24 protein-coding genes are annotated in these 25,886 nt (G+C 65.2%); 17 read left to right on the forward strand and 7 right to left on the reverse strand.

Features of this window, described 5'->3' with window-relative positions; genetic code table 11:
- Positions 1-138: 138 nt before the first annotated feature.
- A complete protein-coding gene (locus AC3G88_RS00675) occupies positions 139-1,263 on the reverse strand; it encodes a Re/Si-specific NAD(P)(+) transhydrogenase subunit alpha (RefSeq protein WP_153947281.1) in 1,125 nt (374 codons plus the stop codon).
- 342 nt (positions 1,264-1,605) lie between these two features.
- Here AC3G88_RS00675 and AC3G88_RS00680 point away from each other — a divergent pair, with 342 nt between their 5' ends.
- From AC3G88_RS00680 to mnmA, 5 genes are all read left to right on the forward strand, one after another.
- On the forward strand, positions 1,606-2,400 hold the full coding sequence (locus tag AC3G88_RS00680) for a TorF family putative porin (protein WP_488773505.1): 795 nt from the start codon (positions 1,606-1,608) through the stop codon (positions 2,398-2,400).
- A 140-nt stretch (positions 2,401-2,540) separates the two neighbouring features.
- Complete coding sequence (locus AC3G88_RS00685) at positions 2,541-2,861, forward strand: hypothetical protein (RefSeq protein ID WP_488892961.1); 321 nt, start codon at positions 2,541-2,543, stop codon at positions 2,859-2,861.
- The gene (dapA, locus tag AC3G88_RS00690) at positions 2,848-3,756 is read left to right on the forward strand and encodes a 4-hydroxy-tetrahydrodipicolinate synthase (protein ID WP_488892962.1); all 909 of its coding nucleotides are present in this window, start codon (positions 2,848-2,850) and stop codon (positions 3,754-3,756) included. Before AC3G88_RS00685 ends, dapA begins: the two co-directional genes overlap by 14 nt.
- A 59-nt stretch (positions 3,757-3,815) precedes the next feature.
- The gene (locus tag AC3G88_RS00695; protein ID WP_488892963.1) at positions 3,816-4,346 is read left to right on the forward strand and encodes an NUDIX hydrolase; all 531 of its coding nucleotides are present in this window, start codon (positions 3,816-3,818) and stop codon (positions 4,344-4,346) included.
- On the forward strand, positions 4,343-5,422 hold the full coding sequence (gene mnmA / locus AC3G88_RS00700) for a tRNA 2-thiouridine(34) synthase MnmA (protein ID WP_488892964.1): 1,080 nt from the start codon (positions 4,343-4,345) through the stop codon (positions 5,420-5,422). The genes AC3G88_RS00695 and mnmA overlap by 4 nt, the downstream gene beginning before the upstream one ends.
- A gap of 65 nt (positions 5,423-5,487) precedes the next feature.
- Here mnmA and AC3G88_RS00705 read toward each other — a convergent pair whose 3' ends face one another.
- On the reverse strand, positions 5,488-6,102 hold the full coding sequence (locus AC3G88_RS00705; protein WP_488892965.1) for a glutathione S-transferase C-terminal domain-containing protein: 615 nt from the start codon (positions 6,100-6,102) through the stop codon (positions 5,488-5,490).
- 380 nt (positions 6,103-6,482) lie between these two features.
- On the opposite strand from AC3G88_RS00705, the gene purB reads away from it, so the two are divergent.
- The 8 genes from purB to AC3G88_RS00745 all read left to right on the forward strand — a co-directional run bounded on the left by purB (position 6,483) and on the right by AC3G88_RS00745 (position 15,377).
- Entirely contained in the window at positions 6,483-7,859 is a 1,377-nt protein-coding gene (purB, locus tag AC3G88_RS00710; RefSeq protein ID WP_153947287.1) for an adenylosuccinate lyase, read from the forward strand.
- Between the two features lie 356 nt (positions 7,860-8,215).
- A complete protein-coding gene (locus AC3G88_RS00715) occupies positions 8,216-8,779 on the forward strand; it encodes a cytochrome b (RefSeq protein WP_488773499.1) in 564 nt (187 codons plus the stop codon).
- Positions 8,780-8,849: 70 nt separating this feature from the next.
- Positions 8,850-9,425, forward strand: a complete 576-nt coding sequence (locus AC3G88_RS00720; protein WP_153947289.1) for a YceI family protein — start codon at positions 8,850-8,852, stop codon at positions 9,423-9,425.
- Between the two features lie 77 nt (positions 9,426-9,502).
- Entirely contained in the window at positions 9,503-10,093 is a 591-nt protein-coding gene (locus AC3G88_RS00725) for a YceI family protein (RefSeq protein WP_153947290.1), read from the forward strand.
- 390 nt (positions 10,094-10,483) lie between these two features.
- Positions 10,484-11,875, forward strand: a complete 1,392-nt coding sequence (locus AC3G88_RS00730) for a class I SAM-dependent methyltransferase (protein WP_488773498.1) — start codon at positions 10,484-10,486, stop codon at positions 11,873-11,875.
- A gap of 40 nt (positions 11,876-11,915) precedes the next feature.
- Entirely contained in the window at positions 11,916-13,247 is a 1,332-nt protein-coding gene (locus AC3G88_RS00735) for a sensor histidine kinase (protein WP_488892966.1), read from the forward strand.
- Between the two features lie 7 nt (positions 13,248-13,254).
- On the forward strand, positions 13,255-14,388 hold the full coding sequence (locus tag AC3G88_RS00740) for an ATP-binding protein (protein WP_488773497.1): 1,134 nt from the start codon (positions 13,255-13,257) through the stop codon (positions 14,386-14,388).
- Positions 14,385-15,377 (forward strand): response regulator, encoded by a 993-nt coding sequence (locus AC3G88_RS00745; RefSeq protein ID WP_488892967.1) that lies wholly within the window; start codon positions 14,385-14,387, stop codon positions 15,375-15,377. The genes AC3G88_RS00740 and AC3G88_RS00745 overlap by 4 nt, the downstream gene beginning before the upstream one ends.
- 105 nt (positions 15,378-15,482) lie before the next feature.
- On the opposite strand, the gene secF is transcribed toward AC3G88_RS00745, so the two are convergent.
- From secF to queA, 5 genes are all read right to left on the reverse strand, one after another.
- Complete coding sequence (gene secF / locus AC3G88_RS00750) at positions 15,483-16,457, reverse strand: protein translocase subunit SecF (protein ID WP_488892968.1); 975 nt, start codon at positions 16,455-16,457, stop codon at positions 15,483-15,485.
- 24 nt (positions 16,458-16,481) lie between these two features.
- Positions 16,482-18,344 (reverse strand): protein translocase subunit SecD, encoded by a 1,863-nt coding sequence (secD, locus tag AC3G88_RS00755; RefSeq protein WP_488892969.1) that lies wholly within the window; start codon positions 18,342-18,344, stop codon positions 16,482-16,484.
- A 213-nt stretch (positions 18,345-18,557) separates the two neighbouring features.
- On the reverse strand, positions 18,558-18,884 hold the full coding sequence (gene yajC / locus AC3G88_RS00760; RefSeq protein ID WP_061955498.1) for a preprotein translocase subunit YajC: 327 nt from the start codon (positions 18,882-18,884) through the stop codon (positions 18,558-18,560).
- 221 nt (positions 18,885-19,105) lie between these two features.
- Positions 19,106-20,236 (reverse strand): tRNA guanosine(34) transglycosylase Tgt, encoded by a 1,131-nt coding sequence (tgt, locus tag AC3G88_RS00765; RefSeq protein ID WP_488892970.1) that lies wholly within the window; start codon positions 20,234-20,236, stop codon positions 19,106-19,108.
- Between the two features lie 33 nt (positions 20,237-20,269).
- Entirely contained in the window at positions 20,270-21,322 is a 1,053-nt protein-coding gene (queA, locus tag AC3G88_RS00770) for a tRNA preQ1(34) S-adenosylmethionine ribosyltransferase-isomerase QueA (RefSeq protein WP_488892971.1), read from the reverse strand.
- A gap of 182 nt (positions 21,323-21,504) precedes the next feature.
- Between queA and recG the strand changes: the two genes are divergently transcribed.
- The 4 genes from recG to AC3G88_RS00790 all read left to right on the forward strand — a co-directional run bounded on the left by recG (position 21,505) and on the right by AC3G88_RS00790 (position 25,810).
- Positions 21,505-23,733, forward strand: coding sequence for an ATP-dependent DNA helicase RecG (gene recG / locus AC3G88_RS00775; RefSeq protein WP_488893149.1), 2,229 nt, complete (start codon positions 21,505-21,507; stop codon positions 23,731-23,733).
- Positions 23,734-23,856: 123 nt separating this feature from the next.
- Complete coding sequence (locus AC3G88_RS00780) at positions 23,857-24,813, forward strand: LysR substrate-binding domain-containing protein (protein WP_488773490.1); 957 nt, start codon at positions 23,857-23,859, stop codon at positions 24,811-24,813.
- 243 nt (positions 24,814-25,056) lie between these two features.
- Complete coding sequence (locus AC3G88_RS00785) at positions 25,057-25,242, forward strand: hypothetical protein (RefSeq protein ID WP_153947299.1); 186 nt, start codon at positions 25,057-25,059, stop codon at positions 25,240-25,242.
- Positions 25,243-25,324: 82 nt separating this feature from the next.
- Complete coding sequence (locus AC3G88_RS00790; protein ID WP_153947300.1) at positions 25,325-25,810, forward strand: Dps family protein; 486 nt, start codon at positions 25,325-25,327, stop codon at positions 25,808-25,810.
- Positions 25,811-25,886 lie beyond the last annotated feature (76 nt).

Raw genomic sequence — 25,886 nt, forward strand, 5'->3', positions numbered from 1 at the left:
TCTCCTCCGTTGCTTTTGAATACTGCCGGGCGTCGCGTCCGCGCGGGCGGGCTGAAACTGCAGGATCAAGCGTGCCGGGGACGCGGCGGGCCGTGGCGCAGGGCTCTTTTCAGCGCCGCGGCATCTTCAGACGGGATGTCAGGCGGCCTGCTGCCTGACGACCTGGCCGTCCTTGCACATCAGGCAGGCGGCGACGATGTCGTCTTCCAGGTTCAGCGTGTAGCGGCCATCCTTGTCGATGATCAACTTCAGGAAGTCCAGCACGTTGCGCGCGTACAGCGCGGACGCGTCGGCCGCCACCATGCTGGCCAGGTTGGTATGGCCGATCAGGATCACGCCGTGGCGCTCCACCACTTCGTCGGCCACGGTCAGCGGGCAGTTGCCGCCCTGCGCGGCGGCCAGATCGACCACGACCGAACCGGGCTTCATCTGCTTGACGGTGTCCTCGGCCAGCAGCACCGGGGCGCGGCGGCCGGGGATCAGTGCGGTGGTGATGACGATGTCGGCCTGCGTGGCGCGCTGGTGCACCAGTTCGGCCTGGCGGCGCATCCAGTCGGCTGGCATCGGGCGCGCATAGCCGCCCACGCCCTGTGCGATCTCGCGCTCTTCGTCAGTGACGAACGGCACGTCCAGGAACTTGGCACCCAGCGATTCGATCTGCTCCTTCACGGCGGGGCGCACGTCGGAGGCTTCGATCACGGCACCCAGGCGCTTGGCGGTGGCAATGGCCTGCAGGCCCGCCACGCCGGCACCGAGGATCAGCACGCGGGCGGCCTTGACGGTGCCCGCCGCGGTCATCAGCATCGGCATGAATCGCTGGTAGTGGTGCGCGGCCACCAGCACGGCCTTGTAGCCGGCGATGTTGGCCTGCGACGACAGCACGTCCATGCTCTGGGCGCGCGTGGTGCGCGGCGCGGCCTCGAGCGCGAACGCCGTGACGGCGGCGCTGGCCATGCGGGCGTTGTTCTCGACGTCGAACGGGTTGAGCATGCCGACCAGTACGGACCCCGGCTTCATCTGCGCGCGCTCCGCATCGTCGGGTGCACGCACCTTGAGCACAAGCTCGGCGCCCAGCGCATCGGCACCGGAGCCCACCCGGGCCCCGGCCGCCTCGAACGCGGCATCGGGAATACTGGCACGCACACCTGCACCGGCTTGCACCGTTACCTGATGGCCCTGCGCTACGTACTTCTTGACGGTCTCCGGGGTGGCGGCGACACGCGTCTCACCTGCCCGCGTCTCAAGCGGGATACCGATATGCATCGTCAATTTCTCCTGTCTGGCGTCGTTCGTAATCTGGTCGGGCCAACGTCCTCGCCCGTTGATGCATTGCAAAAGAATGCCTCAATTTTTGCGCAGCTTACCCGAAACTTACGTTCGGTGGTGACTCGCCGGTCGGGTATATGTGCTTTCACCGAGACTCATCTTTTCCAGTCATGAAACGACTCGTTTGATGCACATCGGATTCCCTTGCATTCCGGCCATTGATGAAATGACATCGGCGTCACCTGCAATCTTGACGCCGATTTGATGCGAGGCTGCGTATCGTGGCGTTCACGTCTCTTTCGAGGCGTTTTTCCCAATACGCCCACCGGTTTTTCATTGATGATTGCAACCCGCCTGATGACCTCGGCGCCGGCCACGCTGGCCGCCGCCGTCCTGCTTGCCGCCCCGTTTTCCAACGCAGTCGCACAGCAGGTGATCCCCGACACCGCGCAGGCGGCGTCGCCGCACACCTTTACGGCCAACGTGTCGGTGGTGTCCGATTACCGCTACCGCGGGATCAGCCAGACCGACCGGCGCCCGGCCATCCAGGGCGGCTTCGACTATGCCCACGAGAGCGGCTTCTACGTCGGCAACTGGAACTCGAGTATCAGCTGGCTGGGCGATGCCGACGCGACGGTGTCCGCGCCTGTCGAGATGGATTTCTATGGCGGCTTCAGGAATACGTTCACGCTGGCCGACCAGGCATTCAACTACGACGTGGGCGTGCTCGAGTACTACTATCCGGGCGGCTACACGGCCACGCGCCCGTACACCACCGAGTTGTATGCCGGCATCGGCTGGGGGCCCGTATTCCTGAAGTACTCGCATGCGGTGACCAACCTGTTCGGGTTTGCCGACAGCAAGAACAGTTATTACGTCGACCTGACGGCCAACGTGCCGCTGAACGTGTGGGGCCTGACGCTGAACGCGCATGTCGGCTACCAGGGCGTGCAGCATTTCAGCGATGCCTCCTACACGGACTGGAAGCTCGGGCTGACGAAGGACCTGGGCAGCGGGTTCTCTCTGGCCGTGGCCTATATCGACACGAACGCCAGCAAGGCGGCCTACACGAACACGCGCGGGCGCTACCTGGGCAAGGCGACGGCCTTCGCGTCGATCACGAAGACGTTCTGAGCGCCGGACACCTGCTGGCGGCCTGCACCTTTACGCGTTCTTGATGGCGGGCCGGCCAAACGCTGCATCAAATTGAGGCCGGTCTCCCTAGCATGGAGCCATGTTCAACAGACGATCCGCCCCGCGCGGATCTTCGCTTCATGCGACAGTCATCGAGTCTCGCCGTGGCGTTTGCATCGGTTCCGCGACGCCGTGCCATTGCCCAGGACCCTTGGATTCGCCTGCGCCTGGCCGTCTCGTCGTCACAGGTCTTCGCGCTGCGCCAGACGCTGCATCGCGCGATCGGCAACATGGCCCGCATCTACGTGGTGCAAGTGGATCATCGCAACGGCGAGACGTCGCTGCACGTGGAGGTGGAGCGCGGCGACCGCGACGCGGCCATGCACGCGATCATGGCGGCCTTGCCCGCGGCGGAATTTGGCGCCGCGACTATGCTCGGAGACGACCATGGCACGCATTGATCCGCGGCGCGGCGCGATTGCCGATGGCCTGTGGCTGCCGATGGTCACGCCGTTGCGCAACGACCAGGTGGATCTCGACGCCGCCCAGCGCCTGGCGTCGCACTACGCGGCGGCCGGTGTCGATGGCCTGATCGTGCTGGGCACGACAGGCGAGGGCGGCCTGCTGACCGATGCCGAGCGGTTCATGCTGACGGCGGCGGTGCTCGAGGCCGTCGCGGGCACGCTGCCGGTGATGGCCGGCGTGGGCGGGGTGGCCACGCATGCCGTATGCGAGCAGGTGCGCAGGCTCGACCGCCTGCCGCTGGCCGGCTACCTGGTGCCGCCGCCGTACTACCTGCGCGTGTCCGACGAAGGCATCGCCTGGCATATGCGCAGCGTGGCCGCTCAGACTGGCAAGCCGCTGATGCTCTACAACGTACCCAGGCGCACGGGTTGCACGATTTCACCCGAACTGGCATGGCGCCTGGCCGCCCATCCGCAGATCGTGGCCGTCAAGGAATGCGACCCGGCCGGCATGCGCACGCTGGCCATGCAGGACCTGATCGGGGTGTATTGCGGCGACGATGCGTCGATGCTCGAACACCTTCTGCGCGGCGGCCAGGGCATCGTGCCGGCCGCGGCGCATGTGCGGCCGGACCTGTTCGTGCGGCTGCTGCATCTGGCGCGCACCGGGCGCGACGAGGCCGCACGGGCGTTGTTCCGGCAACTGTCGCCGCTGATCGGGCTGATGTTCGCCGAGCCCAATCCGGCGCCCGTGAAAGCCGCGCTGGCGCTGGCCGGCATGACCACCGCCGAGGTGCGTCGCCCGCTGATACCGGCGTCAAAGTCACTTGTGGCCCGCATCGACGCGGCCATCGCCTTGCTGCCCCCCATGCTGACGGCCGAGGCGGCCTGAAACGCCGCCCGCCATGCACGTTCGAACGGCAACCGGTAAAATGCCGGATTGCTTAAAAAATGTGCATCATGTCACGTGAATGGATTGCCAGCGTCACGGTTGCCGCCGTCATCGAGCGCGGCGGCCGCTTTCTGCTGGTGGAAGAGGAAACGGCCGATGGCCTGCGCCTGAACCAGCCGGCGGGCCACCTGGAACCGGGCGAGAGCCTGATCCGCGCCGTTGTCCGCGAAACGCTCGAAGAAACCGCCCACACGTTCGAGCCGCGCGCGCTGCTCGGCTGCTACATGAGCCGTGGCCGGTCGTCGCGCGACGGGGGCGATACCACCTATATCCGCTTCGGCTTCACGGGCGACCTGGGCTCGCTCGACGCCGGCCGCCAGCTCGATACCGGCATTGTCCGCACGGTCTGGATGACCGCCGAGGAATTGCGCGCCTGCGCCGACCGCCATCGCTCGCCGCTGGTCATGGCCTGCGTGGACGATTACCTGGCCGGCAAGCGTTTCGCGCTGGACCTGCTGCATACCCATCCCACCGCCATCGCCGGCGCCACCGATGCGGCCGCGGCCGCAGCACCGGGAGCGGCATCGTGAGCGGCAAGAGAGTGGTAGTGGGCATGTCGGGCGGCGTGGATTCGTCGGTCACGGCATGGCTGCTCAAGCAGCAGGGTTACGAAGTCATCGGCCTGTTCATGAAGAACTGGGAGGACGATGACGACAGCGAGTATTGCTCCACGCGGCAGGACTGGCTCGACGTGGCGTCCGTGGCCGACGTGATCGGCGTGGACGTGGAAGCGGTGAACTTCGCCGCCGAATACAAGGACCGCGTGTTCGCCGATTTCCTGCGCGAATACTCGGCCGGCCGCACGCCGAACCCGGACGTGCTCTGCAACGCCGAAATCAAGTTCAAGGCCTTCCTGGACCATGCGATGTCGCTGGGCGCCGAACTGATCGCCACCGGCCACTATGCGCGCGTGCGCCAGGCCGCCAGCGGCAGGTTTGAACTGCTCAAGGCGTTCGACCATACCAAGGACCAGAGCTACTTCCTGCATCGGCTGAACCAGGCGCAACTGTCGCGCACGATGTTCCCGCTCGGCGAAATGCCGAAGACCCGCGTGCGCGAAATCGCCGCCGAAATCGGCCTGCCGAACGCGAAGAAAAAGGATTCGACGGGCATCTGCTTTATCGGCGAACGCCCGTTCCGCGACTTCCTGAACCGCTACCTGCCGACCAAGCCCGGCCCGATGGTGACCGACGAGGGCAAGGTCGTCGGCGAACACATCGGCCTGGCGTTCTACACGCTGGGCCAGCGCAAGGGCATCGGCCTGGGCGGCAGCAAGGACGGCAGCGGCGACGCGTGGTACGTGGCCCGCAAGGACATGGCATCGAACACGCTGTACGTGGTGCAAGGCCACGATCACCCGTGGCTGCTGAAGCCCGAACTCGACGCGGCAGACCTGTCGTGGGTCGCCGGCGAACCGCCGGCAGCAGGTTCGACGATGGCCGCCAAGACGCGTTATCGGCAAAGCGACGCCCCGTGCACGGTCGTCAAGGCCGAAGGCGATGCACTGCGGCTGTCGTTTGCCGAGGCGCAGTGGGCCGTGACGCCCGGACAGTCGGCCGTGTTGTATGACGGGGAGGTTTGTCTGGGTGGGGGGATTATCCGGTAGGGGGAAAAGACGACGCCCCAACTAAAAACGGCCGCATCAGCGGCCGTTTGCCTGCGCGTTCGCAATCAGGCCGCCGGCGGCTCCGTATCGATGAACGACTGGCGCTTTTCGATCTTGTCCTGGAAGGCAACCAGGTTCGCGTACTGGTCGCGCCAGGTGATGTCCGGGAAGCGGAAGTCCAGGTAGGCCAGCGCGCAGCCCACGGACACGTCGGCCAGGGTGTAGTGGATGCCGGTGCACCACGGCTTGTCGGCCAGGCCCTTCGACATGGCGGCCACGGCGGCGTCGATCTTGCCGCGCTGGCGTGCCACCCAGCTTTCGCTGCGTTCGGCGGGCTGGCGCTGGGTGCCCTCCAGGCGCACCAGCAGGGCGGCGTCCAGCAGGCCATCGGCCAGGGCTTCCCAGCAGCGCACTTCCAGGCGCTCGCGGCTGCCCTGCGGAATCAGGCGGCTGACGGGCGACAGCGTGTCGGCGTACTCCGCAATCACGCGCGAATCGAAGACCGCGCCCCCGTCTTCCATGATCAGGCACGGCACCTTGCCGAGCGGGTTGAACTGGCCAATGATGGTGTCGGGCGACCAGACGTTTTCCTCGATCATCTGGTAGTCGATCTTCTTCTCCGCCAGCACCACGCGCACCTTGCGCGCATACGGGCTGGTCTGGGACGCATACAGCTTCATGTTCTCCCCTTGAGCTTGTTATGAAGTGCATCGGCGCTCGGTGGCACGGGTGCGCTGGCAGGCGCGGCGGCGTGCCCGATGGACTTCATAACAGGCTAACGGATGGGCGAGCGCGAGTATACCTGCGGAGTCACGGGAATGCGGCATCAATGCGGCCTTGCGCACGCATGGAGGGCTGGCGCCCACAGCGACCCGCACAGCGCCATGGGGCGATGGTAAAATCCCGCGTTGCGCGTTTGGCGGGACGGTGTGCGCCGTCTGCCGAACCGGCCCTTGCATCGGCAGGGCAATGCGGCGGATTCGTCGCATCCGGCCCTTGTCGCGTGGTTCCTTGCCCCCCGCACGAACCTCCACATTCCTCTTTTCTCCCGGTTGCCAGCATGTCCACGTCTTCCCTTTCGCCGCTCACCGCCCTGTCTCCCATCGATGGCCGCTATGCCGCAAAGGCCGATGCGCTGCGCGAATGGCTGTCCGAGGCGGCCTTCATGCGCAACCGCGTCAAGGTCGAGGTCAACTGGCTGATCGCGCTGGCCCAGGCCGGGCTGCCCGACGTGCCGAAGTTCTCGGCCGCCTCGGAAGCCAAGCTGCAGTCGCTGGTGGACAACTTCACCGAAGCCGACGCCGCCCGCATCAAGGACATCGAGGCGGTCACGAACCACGACGTGAAGGCCGTCGAATACTGGCTCAAGGAGCAGGTCAAGGGTAACGCCGAACTGGAAGCCGCCAGCGAGTTCATCCACTTCGCTTGCACGTCGGAAGACATCAACAACACGTCGCACGGCATGATGCTCAAGGGCGCCCGTGACGGTGTGATCGTGCCGGCGCTCAAGCGCGTGCAGGCCCGCCTGGTGGAACTGGCCAGGCTCAACGCCACGCAGCCGATGCTGTCGCGCACGCATGGCCAGCCGGCCAGCCCCACCACGCTGGGCAAGGAACTGGCCAACGTGGCTGCCCGCCTGGCCCGCGCCATCGAGCGCGTGGAGCGCGTGGAGCTGCTGGGCAAGATGAACGGTGCCGTCGGCAACTACAACGCGCACCTGTCGGCCTATCCGTCGTTCGACTGGGAATCGTTCTCGAAGCAGGTGATCGAGCAGCGCCTGGGCCTGACGTTCAACCCGTACACGATACAGATCGAGCCGCACGACTACATGGCCGAGCTGTTCGATGCCGTGGCCCGCGCCAACACGATCCTGCTGGACCTGAACCGCGACGTGTGGGGCTACATCGCGCTGGGTTACTTCAAGCAGAAGACCAAGGCCGGTGAAATTGGCTCTTCGACGATGCCGCACAAGGTCAACCCGATCGATTTCGAAAACTCGGAAGGCAACGTTGGCCTGGCCAACGCCGTGCTGCGTCACCTGTCGGAAAAGCTGCCGGTTTCGCGCTGGCAGCGTGACCTGACTGATTCCACCGTGCTGCGCAACATGGGCGTGGCCTTTGGCTACAGCCTGCTGGCGTACGAGGCCTGCCTGCGCGGCCTGGGCAAGCTCGAAACCAACCCCGAGCGCCTGAACGAAGACCTGGACAACTGCTGGGAAGTGCTGGCCGAGCCGGTGCAGACCGTGATGCGCCGCTTTGGCGTGCCCAACCCGTACGAGCAGCTGAAGGAACTGACGCGCGGTAAGGGCATCTCGCGCGAGGCGCTGCAGACGTTCGTGCAGGGCCTGGCGATTCCCGACGACGCCAAGAAGCTGCTGCTGGACATGACGCCGGCCAGCTATATCGGCAAGGCCGTGGAACTGGCCAACCGCATCTGATCGCCGCCCGGCGCACCGCGACATGCCGGGGCGCCGCAAGGTAACAGAACAGGGCTGACCCGAAGGGGTCGGCCCTTTTTGTTTGCCGCGCAAGTTTCGAGAGTCATTACCTGGCGGATACCAGCGGCCAGTGTCATGCGGCCCCCGCCGCGTTACGATCGGTCCCCGGGCGGCGGGTGCGACATCTCGACACATCAAATGATTTGAACAACTTCATGAAGTTCGGCGCTTCCAACGCACAGCCGGTCATCGAATAATGCGAGAATTGGCAGCGAAGGGCCGGACCGCTACTGCAACAGACTGTCTTGGCGCCGACATAGCAGAATAAGTAATAAGGATCGAAGGGATTGACTGACATGGGTTTCAAAGCATCCGGGCCGGGGGGCCAGGCGACGTACACTGCCACTGCCATCGGCCTGCACTGGCTGATCGCCTTCGGCATTTTTGCCGCGTTCGGGCTGGGCCTGTACATGACGGGCATTCCGGGTCTGACGCCGACCAAGCTCAAGCTGTTCTCGTGGCACAAGTGGCTGGGCGTGACGATTTTCGTGGTGGCCGTGCTGCGCGTGCTCTGGCGCGCCACGCATGCCGCCCCGCCCGTGGCACCCGGTACGCCGGCCTGGCAGGCCAGGGCCGCCGCCGCCGCGCACCATCTGCTCTATCTGCTGATCCTGATCGTCCCGATCACCGGCTATCTCTACAGTTCCGCCGCCGGCGTGCCGGTGGTGTACCTGGGCCTGTGGAAGCTGCCGCCGCTGATCGAAGCCAGCGACACGCTGAAGCCGATCCTGAAGTTCGCCCATGTCTGGCTGAACTACTTCATGGCCGCGATCGTGGTGGTCCATGCCGCCGCCGCCGTCAAGCACCAGGTGGTGGATCGCGACGGCACGCTGGGTCGCATGATCCCGTTCCTGCGCTGATTTGCCGACGTACCGCAACCGCTTTGCCTGACCAACCGGCCGTGATGGCCAGTCACCACTGGAGTCTCAGATGAAACGTATGTCCCGTCCCGGCACGATATTCGTGGCGGCCGCCCTGGCAACGGCTGGCCTGGCCGCAAACCTGGCGTGGGCCCAGATCGATGCCGCCAAGAGCACGGTCACGGCCACCGCCAGGCAGATCGGCGTGCCGATGGAAGGCAAGTTCAGGAAGTTCGACGCCACCGTGGACTTCGATCCGGCCAAGCTGGCCACGTCGTCGGCCAAGGTCGAGATCGACGTGTCGAGCTTCGAGATCGGCGATGCCGAGACCACGAAGGAAGTGAAGGGCAAGGACTGGTTTGACGCCGGCAAGTATCCGAAGGCCGTGTTCCAGTCGACCAGCATCAAGGCCGGCGCTGCCGGCAAGTACGACGTGGCCGGCAAGCTGACCATCAAGGGCAAGACCATCGACGTGACCGTGCCCGCCACGTACAAGCAGGAAAACGGCAGCCAGGTGTTCGATGGCGTGCTGCCGATCAAGCGCACCACGTTCAACATCGGTGACGGCGAGTGGAAGGACACTTCCGTCGTGGCCGATGATGTCCAGATCAAGTTCCACCTTGTGACCCCGGCGAAGAAGGGCTGAGGCGGGTTTGTCCCACTTACAGCTCCTTGGCCGTTTTTTTCGACCTTCCTCTCCAACTTCTTGACGGGAGACTCAATATGAAAATCCGTACCCTGATCGCCGCCGTGGCTGCAGCCTCCGCCGCCCTGGCCGCCGGCACCGCCATGGCCAACGCCACGACGTACAACATCGACCCGACCCACACGTACCCGAGCTTCGAGGCCGACCACCTGGGCGGCCTGTCGAAGTGGCGCGGCAAGTTCGACAAGTCCAGCGGCGTGGTGACGCTGGACCGCGCGGCCAAGGCCGGCACCGTCGATATCAAGATCGACGCCGCGTCGATCGATTTCGGCAACAACAAGCTGAACGAGCACGCCAAGGGCCCGGAAATGTTCGACGTGCAGGCTTTCCCGGAAGCCACGTACAAGGGCAAGTTTTCGAAGTTCAAGGGCGACGTGCCGACCGAGGTGGATGGCGTGCTGACGCTGCGCGGCGTGTCGAAGCCGGTGAAGCTCGAGATCAAGGAATTCAAGTGCATCCAGCACCCGATGCTCAAGCGTGAGGCATGCGGCGCGGACGCCGTGGCCCAGTTCAACCGTGCCGACTTCGGCATCGACTACGGCGCCAAGTACGGCTTCAAGCAGGACGTGAACCTGGCCATCCAGGTGGAAGCCGTCAAGGCCGACTGATCACGGCGGGACACACTTCTGGCGGAAGTTGCGCCAGCGGGGAAATTGTCATTTCTCCAATACATGATGAAACATGAGCCAGCAGCGTTGCTGGCTCATTTTTTTTGCCGTTTGCATACCCCCCTTCGTGCAGCAGGCGGACTGTTGTACGGTTCAGAATTGCCACAGTACAATGGTTCGCCGCAGTCCCACCCTCAGGGGCGGCGTTCGCCCTGGTCTTCGCCGGCTGGCGCGCGCGTCCCGCAAACAGGTCCCGCGCATCGATATGAGCATTGGCTGCATTCCCTGATTGGTAGTTTCGCCGCAAGACCCTTGCCTTGAGCTGTACCCGGCCGACGCCCGCGGGCGTCGTGTCCCGCAGCGTTTCTCGGAATTCCCTGGCGCGATACCGTGTACTCCAAAACGCAAATCGATCCGGTAGTTAGTTTCCGCAACTCGCAGGGCGAGCAGGTGCGGGGCACGATCATCAATCTCCAGCGCAAGTCGCTGGTGATGGAAATCTACAATCCCTACTCGATTGTCCAGGTCAGCGAAGTATTGAGCGAGCTGAGCGTGCGCATGGGCGCGAAGAACGCGTACCTGGGCAAGGCCGTGGTCATGAGCCTGGTGAACACCGGCCTGACGGCGGTGGTATCGCTGACGCTGATCGACGAGTGGCGCGAACTGACCGACGTGAACGATGCACCGAAATCGGTCGCACGCGAAGCCGAGATGTTCGTGCAGGACTGGGATACGCGCTTCAATATCCGCCGCGACTACCAGATCGTGGTCAACGAGATGCGCGCCTATCTGTCCGAAGTATCGCGCTGGGTCGAGCAGGTGGACCTGACCGAGTCGCTGCCCAAGAAGGAAGGGCGGTTGCGCGAGGACGTGTTCTACGAACTGGCCACGCCCCTGATGGGGAAGGTGAAGACTTACCTCGACTGGCTCGAGGACGAGGCCCAGCGCGTGGACCAGGAACTGGCGCCGGTCCATCGCACCTATGCCCAGGCGGCGCTGCATCCGCTGCTGCTGCGCGCGCCGTTCGTATATCGCACGTTCACGAAGCCGCTTGGCTATGCGGGCGACTACGAAATGGTGAACCAGATCCTGAGCGATCCGCAGCAGGGTCCTACCACTTACTTCCAGATCGTCAACACGGCCTTCCTGAAGGCGGCGGTGGCCACGGCGCACCGCAACCGGATCGACCTGCTGGTGGATTACCTGACGCGCCAGGCTGAAAGGGCGCGCGCCGAAGGCCGCCAGTTCCGCGTGCTCAACGTGGGTTGCGGGCCGGCGTTCGAGATCCAGCGGTTCGTGCGCGAGTACCCGAATCCGGAGCTGCTGTCGTTCCAGCTGGTCGATTTCAGCGAGGAAACGCTCGGCTACACGCGCGCGTCGGTGGAGCGTGCAGCCGCCGGGGCCGGCCACAAGGTATCGGTCGAGATGGTGCACCAGTCGGTGCACGACCTGCTCAAGCGCCGCATTGCGGCGGACGATCCGAGCGTGCGCGAGTTCGATGCCGTCTACTGCGCCGGGCTGTTCGATTACCTGTCCGACAAGGTCTGCGCGCGCCTGCTCCAGTATTTCGCGTCGCGCTCGAAGCCGGACGGTCAGGTGCTGGTCACCAATGTCCACTCGGACAATCCCGAGAAATTCGGGATGGAGCACCTGCTCGAGTGGTATCTGATCTATCGCGACGAGGCCGGGATGTCCTCGCTCTTGCCGGAGAACTCGCATGCCCACCGACTCTATGTCGATGAAACCGGCGTCAATGTCTTCGCCGAAGCCACTGTCCGCTGAGGTCCCGGACGCCGAAGACGCGGCACCACCCGCCAAGGTCATGAGCGCGAATCAACTTTACGCCGGATACCAGTCCGAGCTGGCCGACTTTCGCCTGGCGTTCAGCCGGGGCGGCGCCTACACGGCCATCGCGCTGGTGCTGCTGGGCGTAGGGCTGGACTACGGCCAGTATCCGCACTTCCAGCTGCCGTTTGCGATTGCGCGCGTGGTGGTCTCGCTGATGATCGCCGGTGTCATCGTGGCGCTGTACAGCCAGGCCGGCCGACGCTTCGCGCCATGGCTGACCATGACGTGGCTGCTGCTGCCGCAGATCATGATTGCCTGGATGATCTCGCGGACCGAAGGCGTCGAATCGCCGTACTACGTGGGCCTGAACCTGGCGATCTTCGCGTCGGGCATTGCGTTGCCATTCGGGCTTTGGCAAAACCTGGTGTTCGGCATCCTGTCGTACGTGCTCTACGCGGCCGCTTGCCTGCTGCATCCGGGCGGCGTCGAGCCGATGGGCACATTTATCGTCAATTCGCTATTTCTGCTGTTTGCCGCGGCGGCCAGCGGCGTGTACACATTCTTCAATGAACGTGCCCGCTTCATGCTGTTCCGCCTGAAGGCCGAGGTGGCCGACAAGAATACCGAGCTGGAAGTCATCAACCGCAAGCTGGTCGATATCAAGGGCCAGATGCTGCAGCAGGAAAAAATGGCGGCCATCGGTACGTTGGCGGCAGGCCTGCTGCACGAGGTCAACAATCCGGTGAACTTCTGCCTGATGGCCATCGAGGTGGCCATGGAAGAGCCGGCGGCCAAGTCGGAGCCGATGCTGCAGGAATGCCTGGTCGATGCCAAGCAGGGCATGCAGCGCATCCAGCATATCGTGTCCGATCTGAAGACATTCGCCTATCGCAAGCCGGGCGCCGAGGTGGAGGGCACCCCGTTCCTGTTCGAGAAGGCGCTCGATTCGGCGCAGCGGCTGACCGCGCACGAGCTGCGCGGCGTCAAGATGACGCGAGAAATGCCCGACGATACGCTCGTGATGGGCGACGAAGCGGCCATCATTGGCGTCCTGATCAATCTGTTCGCGAATGCCGCGCTGGCCATGCGCAAGGCGGGCACCAAGGACCCGGCCATCCATACGACCGTGCGCTGGCAGGACAAGCGCCTGCACGTGACCGTCAAGGATAACGGCCCGGGCATTGCCCCCGAACACCTGGCGCGCGTGTTCGAACCGTTTTTCACCACGCGCGAGGTGGGACAGGGGCTGGGTCTCGGCCTGTCGATCAGCTATGCGGTGATCGAGCGCCACGAAGGCGTGCTGTTCGCCGAAAGCGAAGTCGGCCACTGGGCCGCTTTCAGTTTCGACCTGCCGCGTGCGGAGTAATGCTGTCATGACCGACACCACGCAGCCGCGCCCCACCATCCTCTACGTCGACGACGAGGAGATGGCGTGCAAGTATTTCGCGCGCGCAGTGGGCAGCGAATACGAAGTGCTGTCGGCCAACGGCGCCGACGAGGCGGTGGGCATCCTGCGCGCGCACCATGCCCGGATCTCGGTGCTGGTGACGGACTTCCGCATGCCCGGACGCGACGGCGGCGACCTGCTGCGCCAGGTGGCCCAGGAGTATCCGCAGATCGTACGCATCCTGGTCACGGCCTATGCCGACAAGGACATGCTGCTGCAGACCGTCAATTCCGGCGAGGTGTTCCGCATCCTGGAAAAGCCGATCGGCGTGGCCGATGTCCGAGAAATCCTGCGGCTGGCGGGCGACCGCTTCCGCGAGCGGGCGGTGCGCCAGCAGCGGCTGATGGCCATCGACGAGACGCTGGCCTTCCTGGCGCACGAACTGAACACACCGCTGGCGGCCATCGCCAATTTTGCGCTCGGTATCGGGTCGCGGGTCGATGCCGAGTACAGCGGGCAGCGCCAGCTGGAAATTGGCCGGGCGGCCAGTGCCATGCACGACAACGCCCAGTATTGCCTCGCGGTGCTGTCGTCGTTTCTCCAGTCGGTGCGCAGCAGCGCGGGCGGTGCGCCGCCGAAGCCGGGCGCTGGGCAGGAAGTCAGCGCGGGTGCGCTGGTGGCGTCGTTGCTGGATGCCTATCCTTTTGCCGATAACCAGCGTAGCTGGGTGCAGGTGGAGATGGAGGGCGATTTTCCGGTACAGACGCTGCCCAACTGCGTGGCGTTGGTACTGTCGTCGGTCATGAGCAATGCGTTGCGCGCGTTGGCCGATGTTCGCGATCCCTCGCTGCGCTTCGTGGTGGTGGCGGGCGAGCGCCCCGAGATCCGCATTGCCGACAACGGCCCGGGCATCCCACCCGAAATCATGGGACGCCTGCTGGTGGACCCGGTGACCACGCACGCATCGGCGGGCGGCAGCGGGATGGGCATGATCTTCTGCAACCGGGTGATGCAGTCGTTTGGCGGCGGCATCCGGATTGCGTCGGCGTCCGGCGCGGGCACCACCGTAACCCTCGATTTCCCAAATTCCAAGAATCGTATGCACAGGAGTGATCGATGACCGAACCGAATACCACGCAGGCACCCCCGGCGATTCTGTTCGTCGACGACGAAGCGACTGCGGTCAAGTATTTCCAGCGGGCCATCGGCCAGTTGGCGCCGGTGGTGACCGGCCAGTCCGTGGAAGAAGGCAAGGCCATGCTGGACGCCCATGCCGACAGCCTGGCCGTGCTGGTGTCAGACCAGCGCATGCCGGGCGAGTACGGCAACGAACTGCTGCGGTATGCGCGCGAGCGGTATCCGCATATCGTGCGGATCCTGACCACGGCCTATTCCGAACTCGACCAGACCGTCGAGGCCGTGAACCAGGGCCAGATCCATCGCTATATCAAGAAGCCGTGGGACATTACCGCGCTGCGCATGGAACTGAAGCAGGCGCTGGAGCTGTCCGGGCTGCGCAAGGAGCGCGACCAGCTGGTGCGCGAAAAGCTGATGGTGCTGCAGAAGCAGACCGTGGCATCGCGCGTGGGCATGATCCACGCGCTGTGCGCCAGCCTGATCGGTCCAGGCCGCTTCCAGCCCGTGGAGACGTATCTGTCCGGTACCTATCTGGCCGGCGCGCAGAACGCCGAACCGGACTGGCAGCGCCTGGACTATGCCGATCTGGTGGGCGCGGAAAGCCAGCGCAGCGGTTCGTTCGGCCATGCCGTGGCCACCTCGCTGTCGAAGCTGCGCGGCGCTGGCCGCGCCGCGGGTGATGCCGCGGCGGTGCTGGCCGAAACGCTGGGCGCCTCGGTCCGCCGCGACGGCGACGTGATTACCTGGACGTCAACCGCCACGCTGAACGAATTCGTGTCCCGTCCCGTGGCCGAAGCGGTGTCGGCCGAACACGCCGGCTGGCTGGCCGTGCTGCTGTGGCTGGACGAGGCCGGCGGCGCGCTGCAACTGGTGCGCGAAGGCGACGCCATTGCCGCCCGCGCTGGCACCCGGGCAGATACGTTCGCCTCGGACCGCCTCGCGGTGTGGATCGAGCAGCTGACCGAGGCATAGCACGGGTTTGTGCCCGCTGCCGCCGGGCGGCGTAGGGCAGGCAAACGATAAACAATAAGGCACCCGAAGGTGCCTTATTGTTTTGCCGCTCAGGCGCTCGAACCGTCAGGCCTGCGCCCCGTAGTTCGGGTCGTTGCGGTCGGGGGCATCGCCGCCCTTCTTCTCGCCCTTGACCAGGTCTTCGCGCTTCACGCCCAGCCACATGGCCAGGGCTGCCGCCACGAACACCGACGAATAGATACCGAACAGGATACCCACTGTCAGGGCCAGTGCGAAGTAATGCAGCGTGGGGCCGCCGAAGAAGAACATCGACAGCACCATCATTTCGGTCGAGCCGTGGGTGATGATGGTCCGCGACATCGTGCTGGTAATCGCGTGGTCGATCACCTCGTGCGTGCTCATCTTGCGGTACTTCCGGAAGGCTTCGCGAATCCGGTCGAAAATCACCACCGACTCGTTCACGGAGTACCCGAGCACCGCGAGGATGGCAGCCAGCACCGACAGCGAAAATTCCCACTGGAAGAACGCGAAGAAGCCCAGGATGATGACCACGTCGTGCAGGTTGGCGATAATGCCGGCCACCGCAAACTTCCACTCGAAGCGGAACGACAGGTAGATCACGATACCGGCCACCACGCACAGCAGCGCCAGCAGGCCGTCGGTGGCCAGTTCCTTGCCCACCTGCGGGCCGACGAACTCCACGCGCTGCAGCTTCACGTCAGGCGCGGCCGCCGTCAGGGCGCCCATCACCTGTTCGCTCTGCTGCGCCGACGTCACCTGCTTGCCGTCCGGACCCTTCTGCAGCGGCAGGCGGATCATCACGTCGCGCGAAGTGCCGAAGTTCTGCACCTGCACGTCGGTGTAGCCGAGCTTGCTGACCTGGCCTCGGATTCTCTCCAAATCGGCGGTCTGCTGGTAGTTGACCTCCATCACCGTGCCGCCCGTGAACTCGATCGACAGGTGCAGGCCCTTGTGCCAGAGGAAGAAAACAGCGGCGGCAAACGTCAGGAAGGACACCACGTTGAAGATCAACGCGTGCTTCATGAACGGAATGTCGCGCTTGATGCGGAAGAATTCCATGATGTGTTCCTGATATGTCCTGGCTTACTTGGCGACCGGTGCGTCGGCATCCGGCTTCCAGACCTGACCGATGGCCAGGCTCTGGAGCTTCTTCTTGCGGCCGTACCAGAGGTTGACCAGGCCGCGGTTGAAGAAGACCGCCGAGAACATCGAGGTCAGAATCCCCAGGCAGTGCACCACGGCGAAGCCGCGCACCGGGCCCGAGCCAAAGGCCAGCAGCGCCAGGCCGGCGATCAGCGTGGTCACGTTGGAATCCAGGATGGTGGCCCACGCGCGGTCGAAGCCGATGGCAATGGCCATCTGCGGCGACGCACCGGCACGCAGTTCCTCGCGGATTCGCTCGTTGATCAGCACGTTGGCGTCAATGGCCATGCCCAGCACCAGCGCGATAGCGGCGATACCCGGCAGCGTCAGCGTGGCCTGCAGCATCGACAGTACCGCGATCAGCAGCAGCAGGTTGATGCCGAGCGCGAGTACCGAGAACACGCCGAACAGCATGTAGTACAGGATCATGAACGCCGCGATGGCCGCAAAGCCGTAGGCCACCGAATCGAAGCCCTTCTGGATGTTGTCGGCACCCAGCGACGGGCCGATCGTGCGTTCCTCGATGATTTCCATCGGGGCGGCCAGCGAGCCGGCGCGCAGCAGCAGGGCCAGGTCGTTGGCGGCTTCGGTCGAATACGAGCCGGTGATCTGGAAGCTGGAACCGAGTTCGGACTGGATCGTGGCCACCGTCAGCACTTCACCCTTGCCCTTTTCGAACAGGACGATGCCCATCGGCTTGCCGATGTTCTCGCGCGATACGTCGCGCAGCACGCGGCCGCCCTGGGCGTCGAGCTTGATGTTCACCGACGGGCGCTGGTTCTGGTCGAAGCCGGCCGAGGCGCTTTCGATGCGGTCGCCGGTAAAGATCACCTGCTTGCGCAGCATGACCGGGGCGCCGTTGCCCTGCGTAAACAGTTCGTCGCCGAACGGGACCGGGTCGCCCGGACGCGGGTTGCGCACGGCCGGGTCGGCCAGGCGGGCTTCCAGCGTGGCGGTACGGCCGATGATGTCCTTGGCCTTGGCCGTGTCCTGCACGCCCGGCAGCTGCACGACGATACGGTCGGCGCCTTGCTGCTGGATCACGGGCTCGGCCACGCCGAGTTCGTTCACGCGGTTGTGCAGCGTGGTGATGTTCTGCTTGACCGCGGCGTCCTGCACCGCCTTGCGGGCGGCCTCGGTGAACACGCCCACCACGTTGGTGCCGTCGATCGAGAAGGCCAGTTCGCGCAGGTTGTCGGCCAGGATGCCGCGCGCGCGGTTGGCGTCGTCGGCGTTGCCGAAGCGCACGGTCAGGCGGTCGCCATCGCGCTCGATGCCGCTGTGGCGCACGTTCTTGTCGCGCAGCAGCGTGCGCGCATCGCCGGACAGGCTGTCGAGCTTCTTGTCGACGGCGCCCTTCATGTCCACCTGCAGCAGGAAGTGCACGCCGCCGCGCAGGTCCAGGCCCAGGTACATCGGCAGCGCGTGCAGCGCGGTCAGCCAGTGCGGCGAGCCCGACAGCAGGTTCAGCGCGACCACGTAAGTGGCGTCGCTGGCGTCAGGGTTCAGCGCGCGGGACAGCACGTCCTTGGCCTTGAGCTGCTCGTCGGTGGTGCGGAAACGCGCCTTGACCGAGCCCGATTGCCCGGAGACGTCAAAAAAGACGCCGTCCGGCTGCAGCTGGTTCTGCGCCAGGATTTCCTCCACATGCTTCTGCATGGACAGGTCGACCTTGACCGTGGCCTTGGCCGACGATACCTGGACAGCGGGGGCCTCGCCGAAGAAGTTCGGCAGGGTGTAGGTGATGCCGATGGCGAGGGCCACCAGGATCACGATGTATTTCCAAAGCGGATAGCGATTCATCTTCGGCCAGTCATTGCAGTTGGCATGCCGACAAGTCGCGCACAAGGCGCGCCGGTTCGGCTGGACCGGTTGGCAAACAGCCGCCTGGCAGCCCGGTCACGCGTCCGGGAAGGACCGTGGAGGCTGGTGCAGGCGGCTGCGCAGGGCAGGGTCGGCGGAGCGTCTGGCGCCACACGACACCTGCCGGGATCAGGCTGGGAAGACCGTCCGGGATCAGAGCGACTTCAGCGAGCCCTTCGGCAGCACGGTGGTCACGGCGTTCTTCTGCACGGTGATTTCCGTGCCTTCGGCCACTTCCAGCGTCACGTAGTTCTCGTTGACCTTGGTCACACGGCCGAGGATACCGCCGGCGGTCACGACTTCGTCGTTCTTCGCCAGGGCTTCCAGCATGGCCTTCGATTCCTTCTGGCGCTTCATCTGCGGGCGGATCATGATGAACCACAGCACCGCGAACATCAGGATGATCGGCAGGAAGCTCATCAGGCCACCGGCCGCGCCGCCGGCACCGGCGGTCTGCGCAAAAGCGTTCGAAATCAGCACGTTACTTCTCCGTCACAAAGGTCAATCAGGGAATCGGGCATTCTATCACCCGGTTGTTGTCCCGCCCTGGCATTCTAGGGCGGATTACGGGTTTGTTCGGGGTGCTTTACAAGTACTTTGCGGACGTTGCAGAAAACACCCCGCAGGCTTGCGTTGCGGCCAGTCATTCGACCAGCAGGCCGCCAAAAGTTCGGCTGCCTGTCTGGTTTTCAGAACATTCTCTATTTGGTGCCGCGGGCGCGGTGTTCGGCGAACTGGCGGCGGAACGCGTCAAAGCGGTGTTCCTCGATGGCTGTGCGCATCTCGCGCATCAGTTCCAGGTAGTAATAGAGGTTGTGGATCGTGTTCAGGCGCGCACCCAGGATCTCGCCCACGCGGTGCAGGTGGTGCAGGTAGGCGCGCGAGAAGTTGCGGCAGGTGTAGCAGCCGCACTGCTCGTCCAGCGGACGCGGGTCGTTGCGATGCGCCGCGTTGCGGATCTTGACGTCGCCAAACCGGGTGAAGAGCCAGCCGTTGCGGGCATTGCGGGTGGGCATGACGCAGTCGAACATGTCCACGCCATGCGCCACGCCGGCCACCAGGTCTTCCGGCGTGCCCACGCCCATCAGGTAGTGCGGCTTGTGGGCCGGCAGGCGCGGGCCCACGTGTTCCAGCACACGCATCATGTCCTCCTTGGGCTCGCCCACGGACAGGCCGCCAATGGCGTAGCCGTGGAAGTCCAGTTCGGACAGCCCCGCCAGCGATTCGTCGCGCAGGTCCTCGAACATGCCGCCCTGGACGATGCCGAACAGCGCGTTCGGGTTGGCCAGGCGGTCGAATTCGTCGCGCGAACGCTTGGCCCAGCGCAGGCTCATGCGCATCGAGCGGGCGGCCTCGTCATGCGTGGCCGGACGGCCGTCGATCTCGTAGGGCGTGCATTCGTCGAACTGCATGACGATGTCCGAGTTCAGCGTGCGCTGGATCTGCATCGAGATCTCGGGCGACAGGAACAGCTTGTCGCCATTCACCGGCGACGCGAAGGTGACGCCTTCTTCGGTGATCTTGCGCAGTTCTCCGAGCGAAAACACCTGAAAACCGCCCGAATCGGTCAGGATGGGCTTGTCCCAGCCGATGAACCTGTGCAGGCCCTCATGGGTGTCCACCACGTCCAGGCCCGGGCGCAGCCAAAGGTGGAACGTGTTGCCAAGGATGATCTGCGCGCCGATCTCGTTCAATTCCAGCGGCGACATTGCCTTGACCGACCCATAGGTGCCCACGGGCATGAAGATTGGCGTTTCTACTACGCCATGGTTCAGCGTGACGCGGCCACGGCGTGCGTTGCCATCGGTGGTCAGCAGTTCGAAGTTCAGCATGTTCGGTTCTCGAAATCGGTCGGTCGCGCGGTGTCAGTCGCGGCGGGTCAGCAGCATGGCGTCGCCGTAGCTGAAGAAGCGGTAGCGTTGGGCCACGGCATGGCGATAGGCGGCGCGGATGGCTTCCACGCCGGCCAGCGCGGACACCAGCATCAGCAGCGTCGACTTGGGCAGGTGGAAGTTCGTGATCAGCGCGTCCACCGCGCGGAAACGATAGCCGGGGGTGATGAAGATGTCGGTGTCGCCGGTGCCGGGGCGCAGCGTGCCGTCCTCGGCCGCGGCCGATTCCAGCGCGCGCAGCGACGTGGTGCCCACCGCGATCACGCGGCCGCCACGGGCGCGCGTGTCGCGCACGGCATCGGCCAGTTCCTGGCTCACGGCGTACCACTCCGAGTGCATCTTGTGCTCGGACAAGTCTTCGGTGCGCACCGGCTGGAAGGTGCCCGCGCCCACGTGCAGCGTCAGGAAGGCGCGGCGGATGCCGGCGGCGTCGAGCCGCGCAAACAGCGCATCGTCGAAATGCAGGCCGGCCGTCGGTGCGGCCACGGCGCCCGGATTGCGCGCGTACACGGTCTGATAGCGCGTTTCATCATAGGCGTCTGGATCGTGCGTGATGTACGGCGGCAGCGGCAGGCGGCCATAGCGTTCGATCAGGTCGAGCGCGGGTTCCGGAAAACGCAGCGTGAAGAACTGGTCCACGCGCGGGCCCACGGTGACCGTGAAGGCGCCATCGGCCAGATGCAGCGGGCTGCCCTCTGCCGGGGTCTTCGACGCGCGCACCTGGGCGAGCACGGTGTGGCTGTCCACCACGCGCTCGACCAGCACCTCGATCCGGCCGCCGCTGGGTTTCTGGCCGAAAAAGCGCGCCTTGATCACGCGCGTGTCATTGAAGACCAGCAGGTCGTCGGGGCCCAGGTATTCGAGGATGTCGCTGAACGCGCGGTCCACCAGCCGCACCGCGTCGGCGGTGTCATCCGGCGCCGTCCGCTCTACCACCAGCAGGCGGCTGGCGCTGCGGTCGGGCAGGGCAGTCTGCGCGATCAGTTCGGGCGGCAGCGGGAAATCGAAATCGGACAGGGTCAGCATTGCGGTTCAGCGAGGTATTCGGGGCAAAGCGCCAGGCAATACGCGAGCCGGGCAGCACTCCGGAACGAAGTGCCGCCGCAGGCATCGGTACGGCATGGGTACAATCGGCGAATCCGACATTGTAAGGCTTGGGCGCCCGGCTTCGCCCGATGCCCGCTTGTGACCCCTATATTCCCGCGCTGATGCCAGGCACCGCCACCGACCCGATCGACGATCCTGCCCCGACGGCCGCCCAGTCCACCCCGTCCGCCCCAGCCGGCGACAAGCCGGCGCGGCGCGGCGCGGGCAGGACGGAGGCCAAAGGCGACGCCAAGGCCGGCGACAAGGCCGGCGACAAGGCCAAGCCGTCGTCGGCCGTGGCCCGGCTGGCCAAGCTGGGCCTGCGGCGGCCGGTCGATCTGGTGCTGCACCTGCCGCTGCGCTACGAGGACGAAACCACGCTGGAGCCGATCCGCGACGCCATCCGCCGCGCGGGCATGGGGCTGGCCGCCCAGGTGGAAGGCGAGGTGGTGTCGAACGAGGTGACGTTCCGCCCGCGCCGCCAGCTGGTGGTCAAGATTGCCGACGAAACCGGCGAACTGACGCTGCGCTTCATCAATTTCTACGGCAGCCAGACCAAGCAGATGGCCGAAGGCGTGCGCCTGCGCGTGCGCGGCGAGATTCGCGGGGGCTTCTTCGGCGCCGAAATGGTCCATCCCACGGTACGGCCGATCACACCCGACGAACCGCTGCCCGACCGCCTGACGCCGGTCTATCCGGCCACGGCCGGCATTTCGCAGGCCTATCTGCGCAAGGCCATCGGCGGGGCGATGTCGCGCACGCCAATGCCGGAGACGTTGCCCCAGGCCATCCTGCGCGGACCGCTGGCGCCGCTGAAGCTGACGCCGCTGATCGACTGCCTGCGCCTGCTGCACAACCCGCCGCCGCAGGAAAGCGAGGCCGCGCTGGCCGATCGCTCGCATCCGGCCTGGGTTCGCATCAAGTTCGACGAACTGCTGGCGCAGCAGATTTCGCTGCGGCGCTCGCAGGCCGCGCGCAAGGAAAAGAACGCCCCATCGATGCCGCGCCGTGCCGACGGCCTGCTGACGCGCTTCCTGGCGGCGCTGCCGTTCAGGCTGACCGGTGCGCAGCAGCGCGTGGTCGAGGAAATCGCCGCCGACATGGCGCTGCCGCACCCGATGCACCGGCTGCTGCAGGGCGACGTGGGCAGCGGCAAGACCATCGTGGCCGCGCTGGCCGCCTGCCAGGCCATCGACGCCGGCTACCAGGCTGCGCTGATGGCGCCGACCGAAATCCTGGCCGAGCAACACTACCGCAAGCTGTCGGCCTGGCTGGAGCCGCTGGGCGTGCCCGTGGCGTGGCTGGCCGGCAGCCTGAAGACGAAGGCCAAGCGCGAAGCCGTGGCGCGGGCCGAATCGGGCGAGGCCCGGCTGGTGATCGGCACGCACGCGCTGATCCAGGACGGCGTGAAGTTCGCCAACCTGGGCCTGGCCGTGGTGGACGAGCAGCATCGCTTTGGCGTGGCGCAGCGGCTGGCGCTGCGCGGCAAGGCGGCCGAAGGCGACGCGCCGGTGCCGGCCGACGAAAAGGTGCCGCATCAGCTGATGATGTCGGCCACGCCCATTCCGCGCACGCTGGCGATGACGTACTACGCCGACCTGGACGTGTCGGTGATCGACGAATTGCCGCCGGGCCGCACCCCGATCGTGACGCGGCTGGTCAACGATGCGCGTCGCGACGAGGTGATCGAGCGCGTGCATCATGCGGCCGCCGAAGGGCGCCAGGTCTACTGGGTGTGTCCGTTGATCGAGGAAAGCGAGGCGCTGCAGCTGCAGACGGCCGTGGAGACCTTCGAGACGCTGGTGGCCGCGCTGCCCGACCTGCGCGTGGGGCTGGTGCATGGCCGCCTGCCGCCCGCCGAGAAAGCGGCCGTGATGGACGATTTCAGCGCCAACCGCCTGCAGGTGCTGGTGGCCACCACCGTGATCGAAGTGGGCGTGGACGTCCCCAATGCATCGCTGATGGTGATCGAGCATGCCGAGCGTTTCGGGCTCGCGCAGTTGCACCAGCTGCGCGGGCGCGTGGGCCGTGGCAGCGCGGAATCGGTCTGCCTGCTGATGTACCAGGCGCCGCTGTCCCCCACGGCGCGCGAGCGTCTGGCGACCATGCGCGAGACAACCGACGGCTTTGAAATCGCCCGGCGCGACCTGCAGATCCGGGGTCCGGGGGAATTCCTGGGCGCGCGGCAGTCGGGCGAGGCCATGTTGCGCTTTGCCGACCTGGAAACCGATGCTTGGCTGGTTGACTACGCCCAGCAAGCCGCCGAACTGATGCTGGACCGGTTTCCAGAGGCGGTTGAGGCACATTTACTGCGCTGGCTGGGCGGACGCGAGCACTTTCTGAAGGCGTAGACACCCTCCGGGCGCGTCGTCCCGCGGGTCCGAAAAAGTGGTGGATGACTGACATTGCTTCGGCGATCTGACAGACGACGCAATCGAAGCTAAAATCTATCGCCTAACCGGATTTGATTAATCATGACGCTCACCGAACTCAAGTACATCGTTGCCGTAGCGCGCGAGCGCCATTTCGGCCGGGCGGCCGAGGCGTGCTTCGTTTCGCAGCCGACGCTGTCGGTTGCCATCAAGAAGCTGGAAGACGAGCTCACCGTGCAGATTTTCGAGCGCGGCACGTCCGAGGTGTCGGTGACGGCCATCGGCGAACAGATCGTGGCGCAGGCCCAGCGCGTGCTGGAACAGACCATGGCGATTCGTGAAATCGCCAAGCAGGGCAAGGACCCGCTGGCCGGACCGCTGCGCGTGGGCGTCATCTACACGATCGGGCCGTACCTGCTGCCGGCGCTGGTCAAGCAGATGATCGACACCGTGCCGCAGATGCCGCTGATGCTGCAGGAAAACTACACGAACAAGCTGATCGAGCTGCTCAAGCAGGGTGAAATCGACTGCGCGATCATGGCCGAGCCGTTCCCGGATTCAGGCCTGACGGTGCGTCCGCTCTATGACGAGCCATTCGTGGTGGCCGTGCCGCGCGGGCACAAGCTTGCCGAGCAGACCAGGGTGGACCCGGACGAACTGAAGCAGCAGACCATGCTGCTGCTGGGCAGCGGCCACTGCTTCCGCGATCACGTGCTGGGCGTGTGTCCGGAACTGTCGCGCTTCTCGCAGGCAGCCGACGGCATCCAGAAGACGTTCGAGGGGTCGTCGCTCGAAACCATCCGCCATATGGTGGCCAGCGGCGTGGGCATCACGGTGCTGCCGCGCACGTCGGTGCCCGATCTCAAGCCGCGCAACGACATGCTGTCGTACGTGCCGTTCGCCGACCCGGTGCCAGACCGCCGTGTGGTGCTGGCCTGGCGCAAGAGCTTCACGCGCCTGCCCGCCATGGAGGCGCTGGCCAACGCCGTGACCGCGTGCGACCTGCCCGGCGTGCGCAAGCTCGGCAGCACGCTGGCCGAGGAAGCCGTGGCCGCCTGATGTCGCCGGCCTTGGGCGATGTCATCGAACGGCAGGGGAGACCCTGCCGTTTCTGTTTTTCGTGCCGAAATCACCACATTCCAGGCAATCCCCTACGCGGGACAGGGATATAGTCATCCCCTATTCGATAGGTTGAAATTATCAAATAGCCACATCGATAGCGCGGAATTAGACTGCTTCCATCGGGTGCGGGACACGTCATGCGGACGTGCCGGACCCTCGAAAAACAGTTGGAGAATCGTCATGGCAATGCTGAATCTTTTCGTGAGCGAGTTCCGGCAGCTGAAAGCCGACGCGGTGCGCGACGGCGGCGCCGGGCGGCTGCACCGCAAGGTGGTGCGCAAGGAAATCGGCATGGCCGTCGTGGCGCTGGGCGCGATGGTCATGTTCCTTGACGCGGCCCGGGGGCTGTCCGTCCTTCTGACTTGAACCTGATACGATAATGGCCGCTGCTCGTCCGTGTAGCGCGGGCGGTCGATCCTCGTGGCCAGACCAGAATGGAGCTTAAAAAATGGCAAAGAAGAATGAGATGAGCGTGAACATCGGTATTTCGGACAAGGACCGCAAGAAGATCGCGGAAGGCCTGAGCAAGCTGCTGGCTGACACCTACACCCTCTATCTCAAGACCCACAACTTCCACTGGAACGTGACGGGCCCGATGTTCAACACGCTGCATACCATGTTCGAGACGCAGTACACCGAACTGGCGCTGGCCGTTGACGCGATTGCCGAGCGGATTCGCGCGCTGGGCTACCCGGCTCCGGGTACGTACAAGGAATACGCGAAGCTGTCGTCGATCGCCGAGGAAGAGGGCGTGCCCGAAGCCACCGAGATGATCCGCAAGCTCGTGGAAGGCCAGGAGGCCGTGGTGCGCACCGCGCGTTCGCTGTTCGGCGTGATCGACGCCGCCGGCGACGAGCCGTCGGCCGACCTGCTGACCCAGCGCATGCAGACGCACGAAAAGACCGCGTGGATGCTGCGCTCGCTGCTGGCCTGATTCCGGCCATGCCGCACACCGGTTGAACCGGTACGACGCGCCTTCGGCATGCCGAAGGCGCGTTTTTGCTTGGTAT

This window comes from Cupriavidus sp. 86D6, assembly GCF_057815095.1.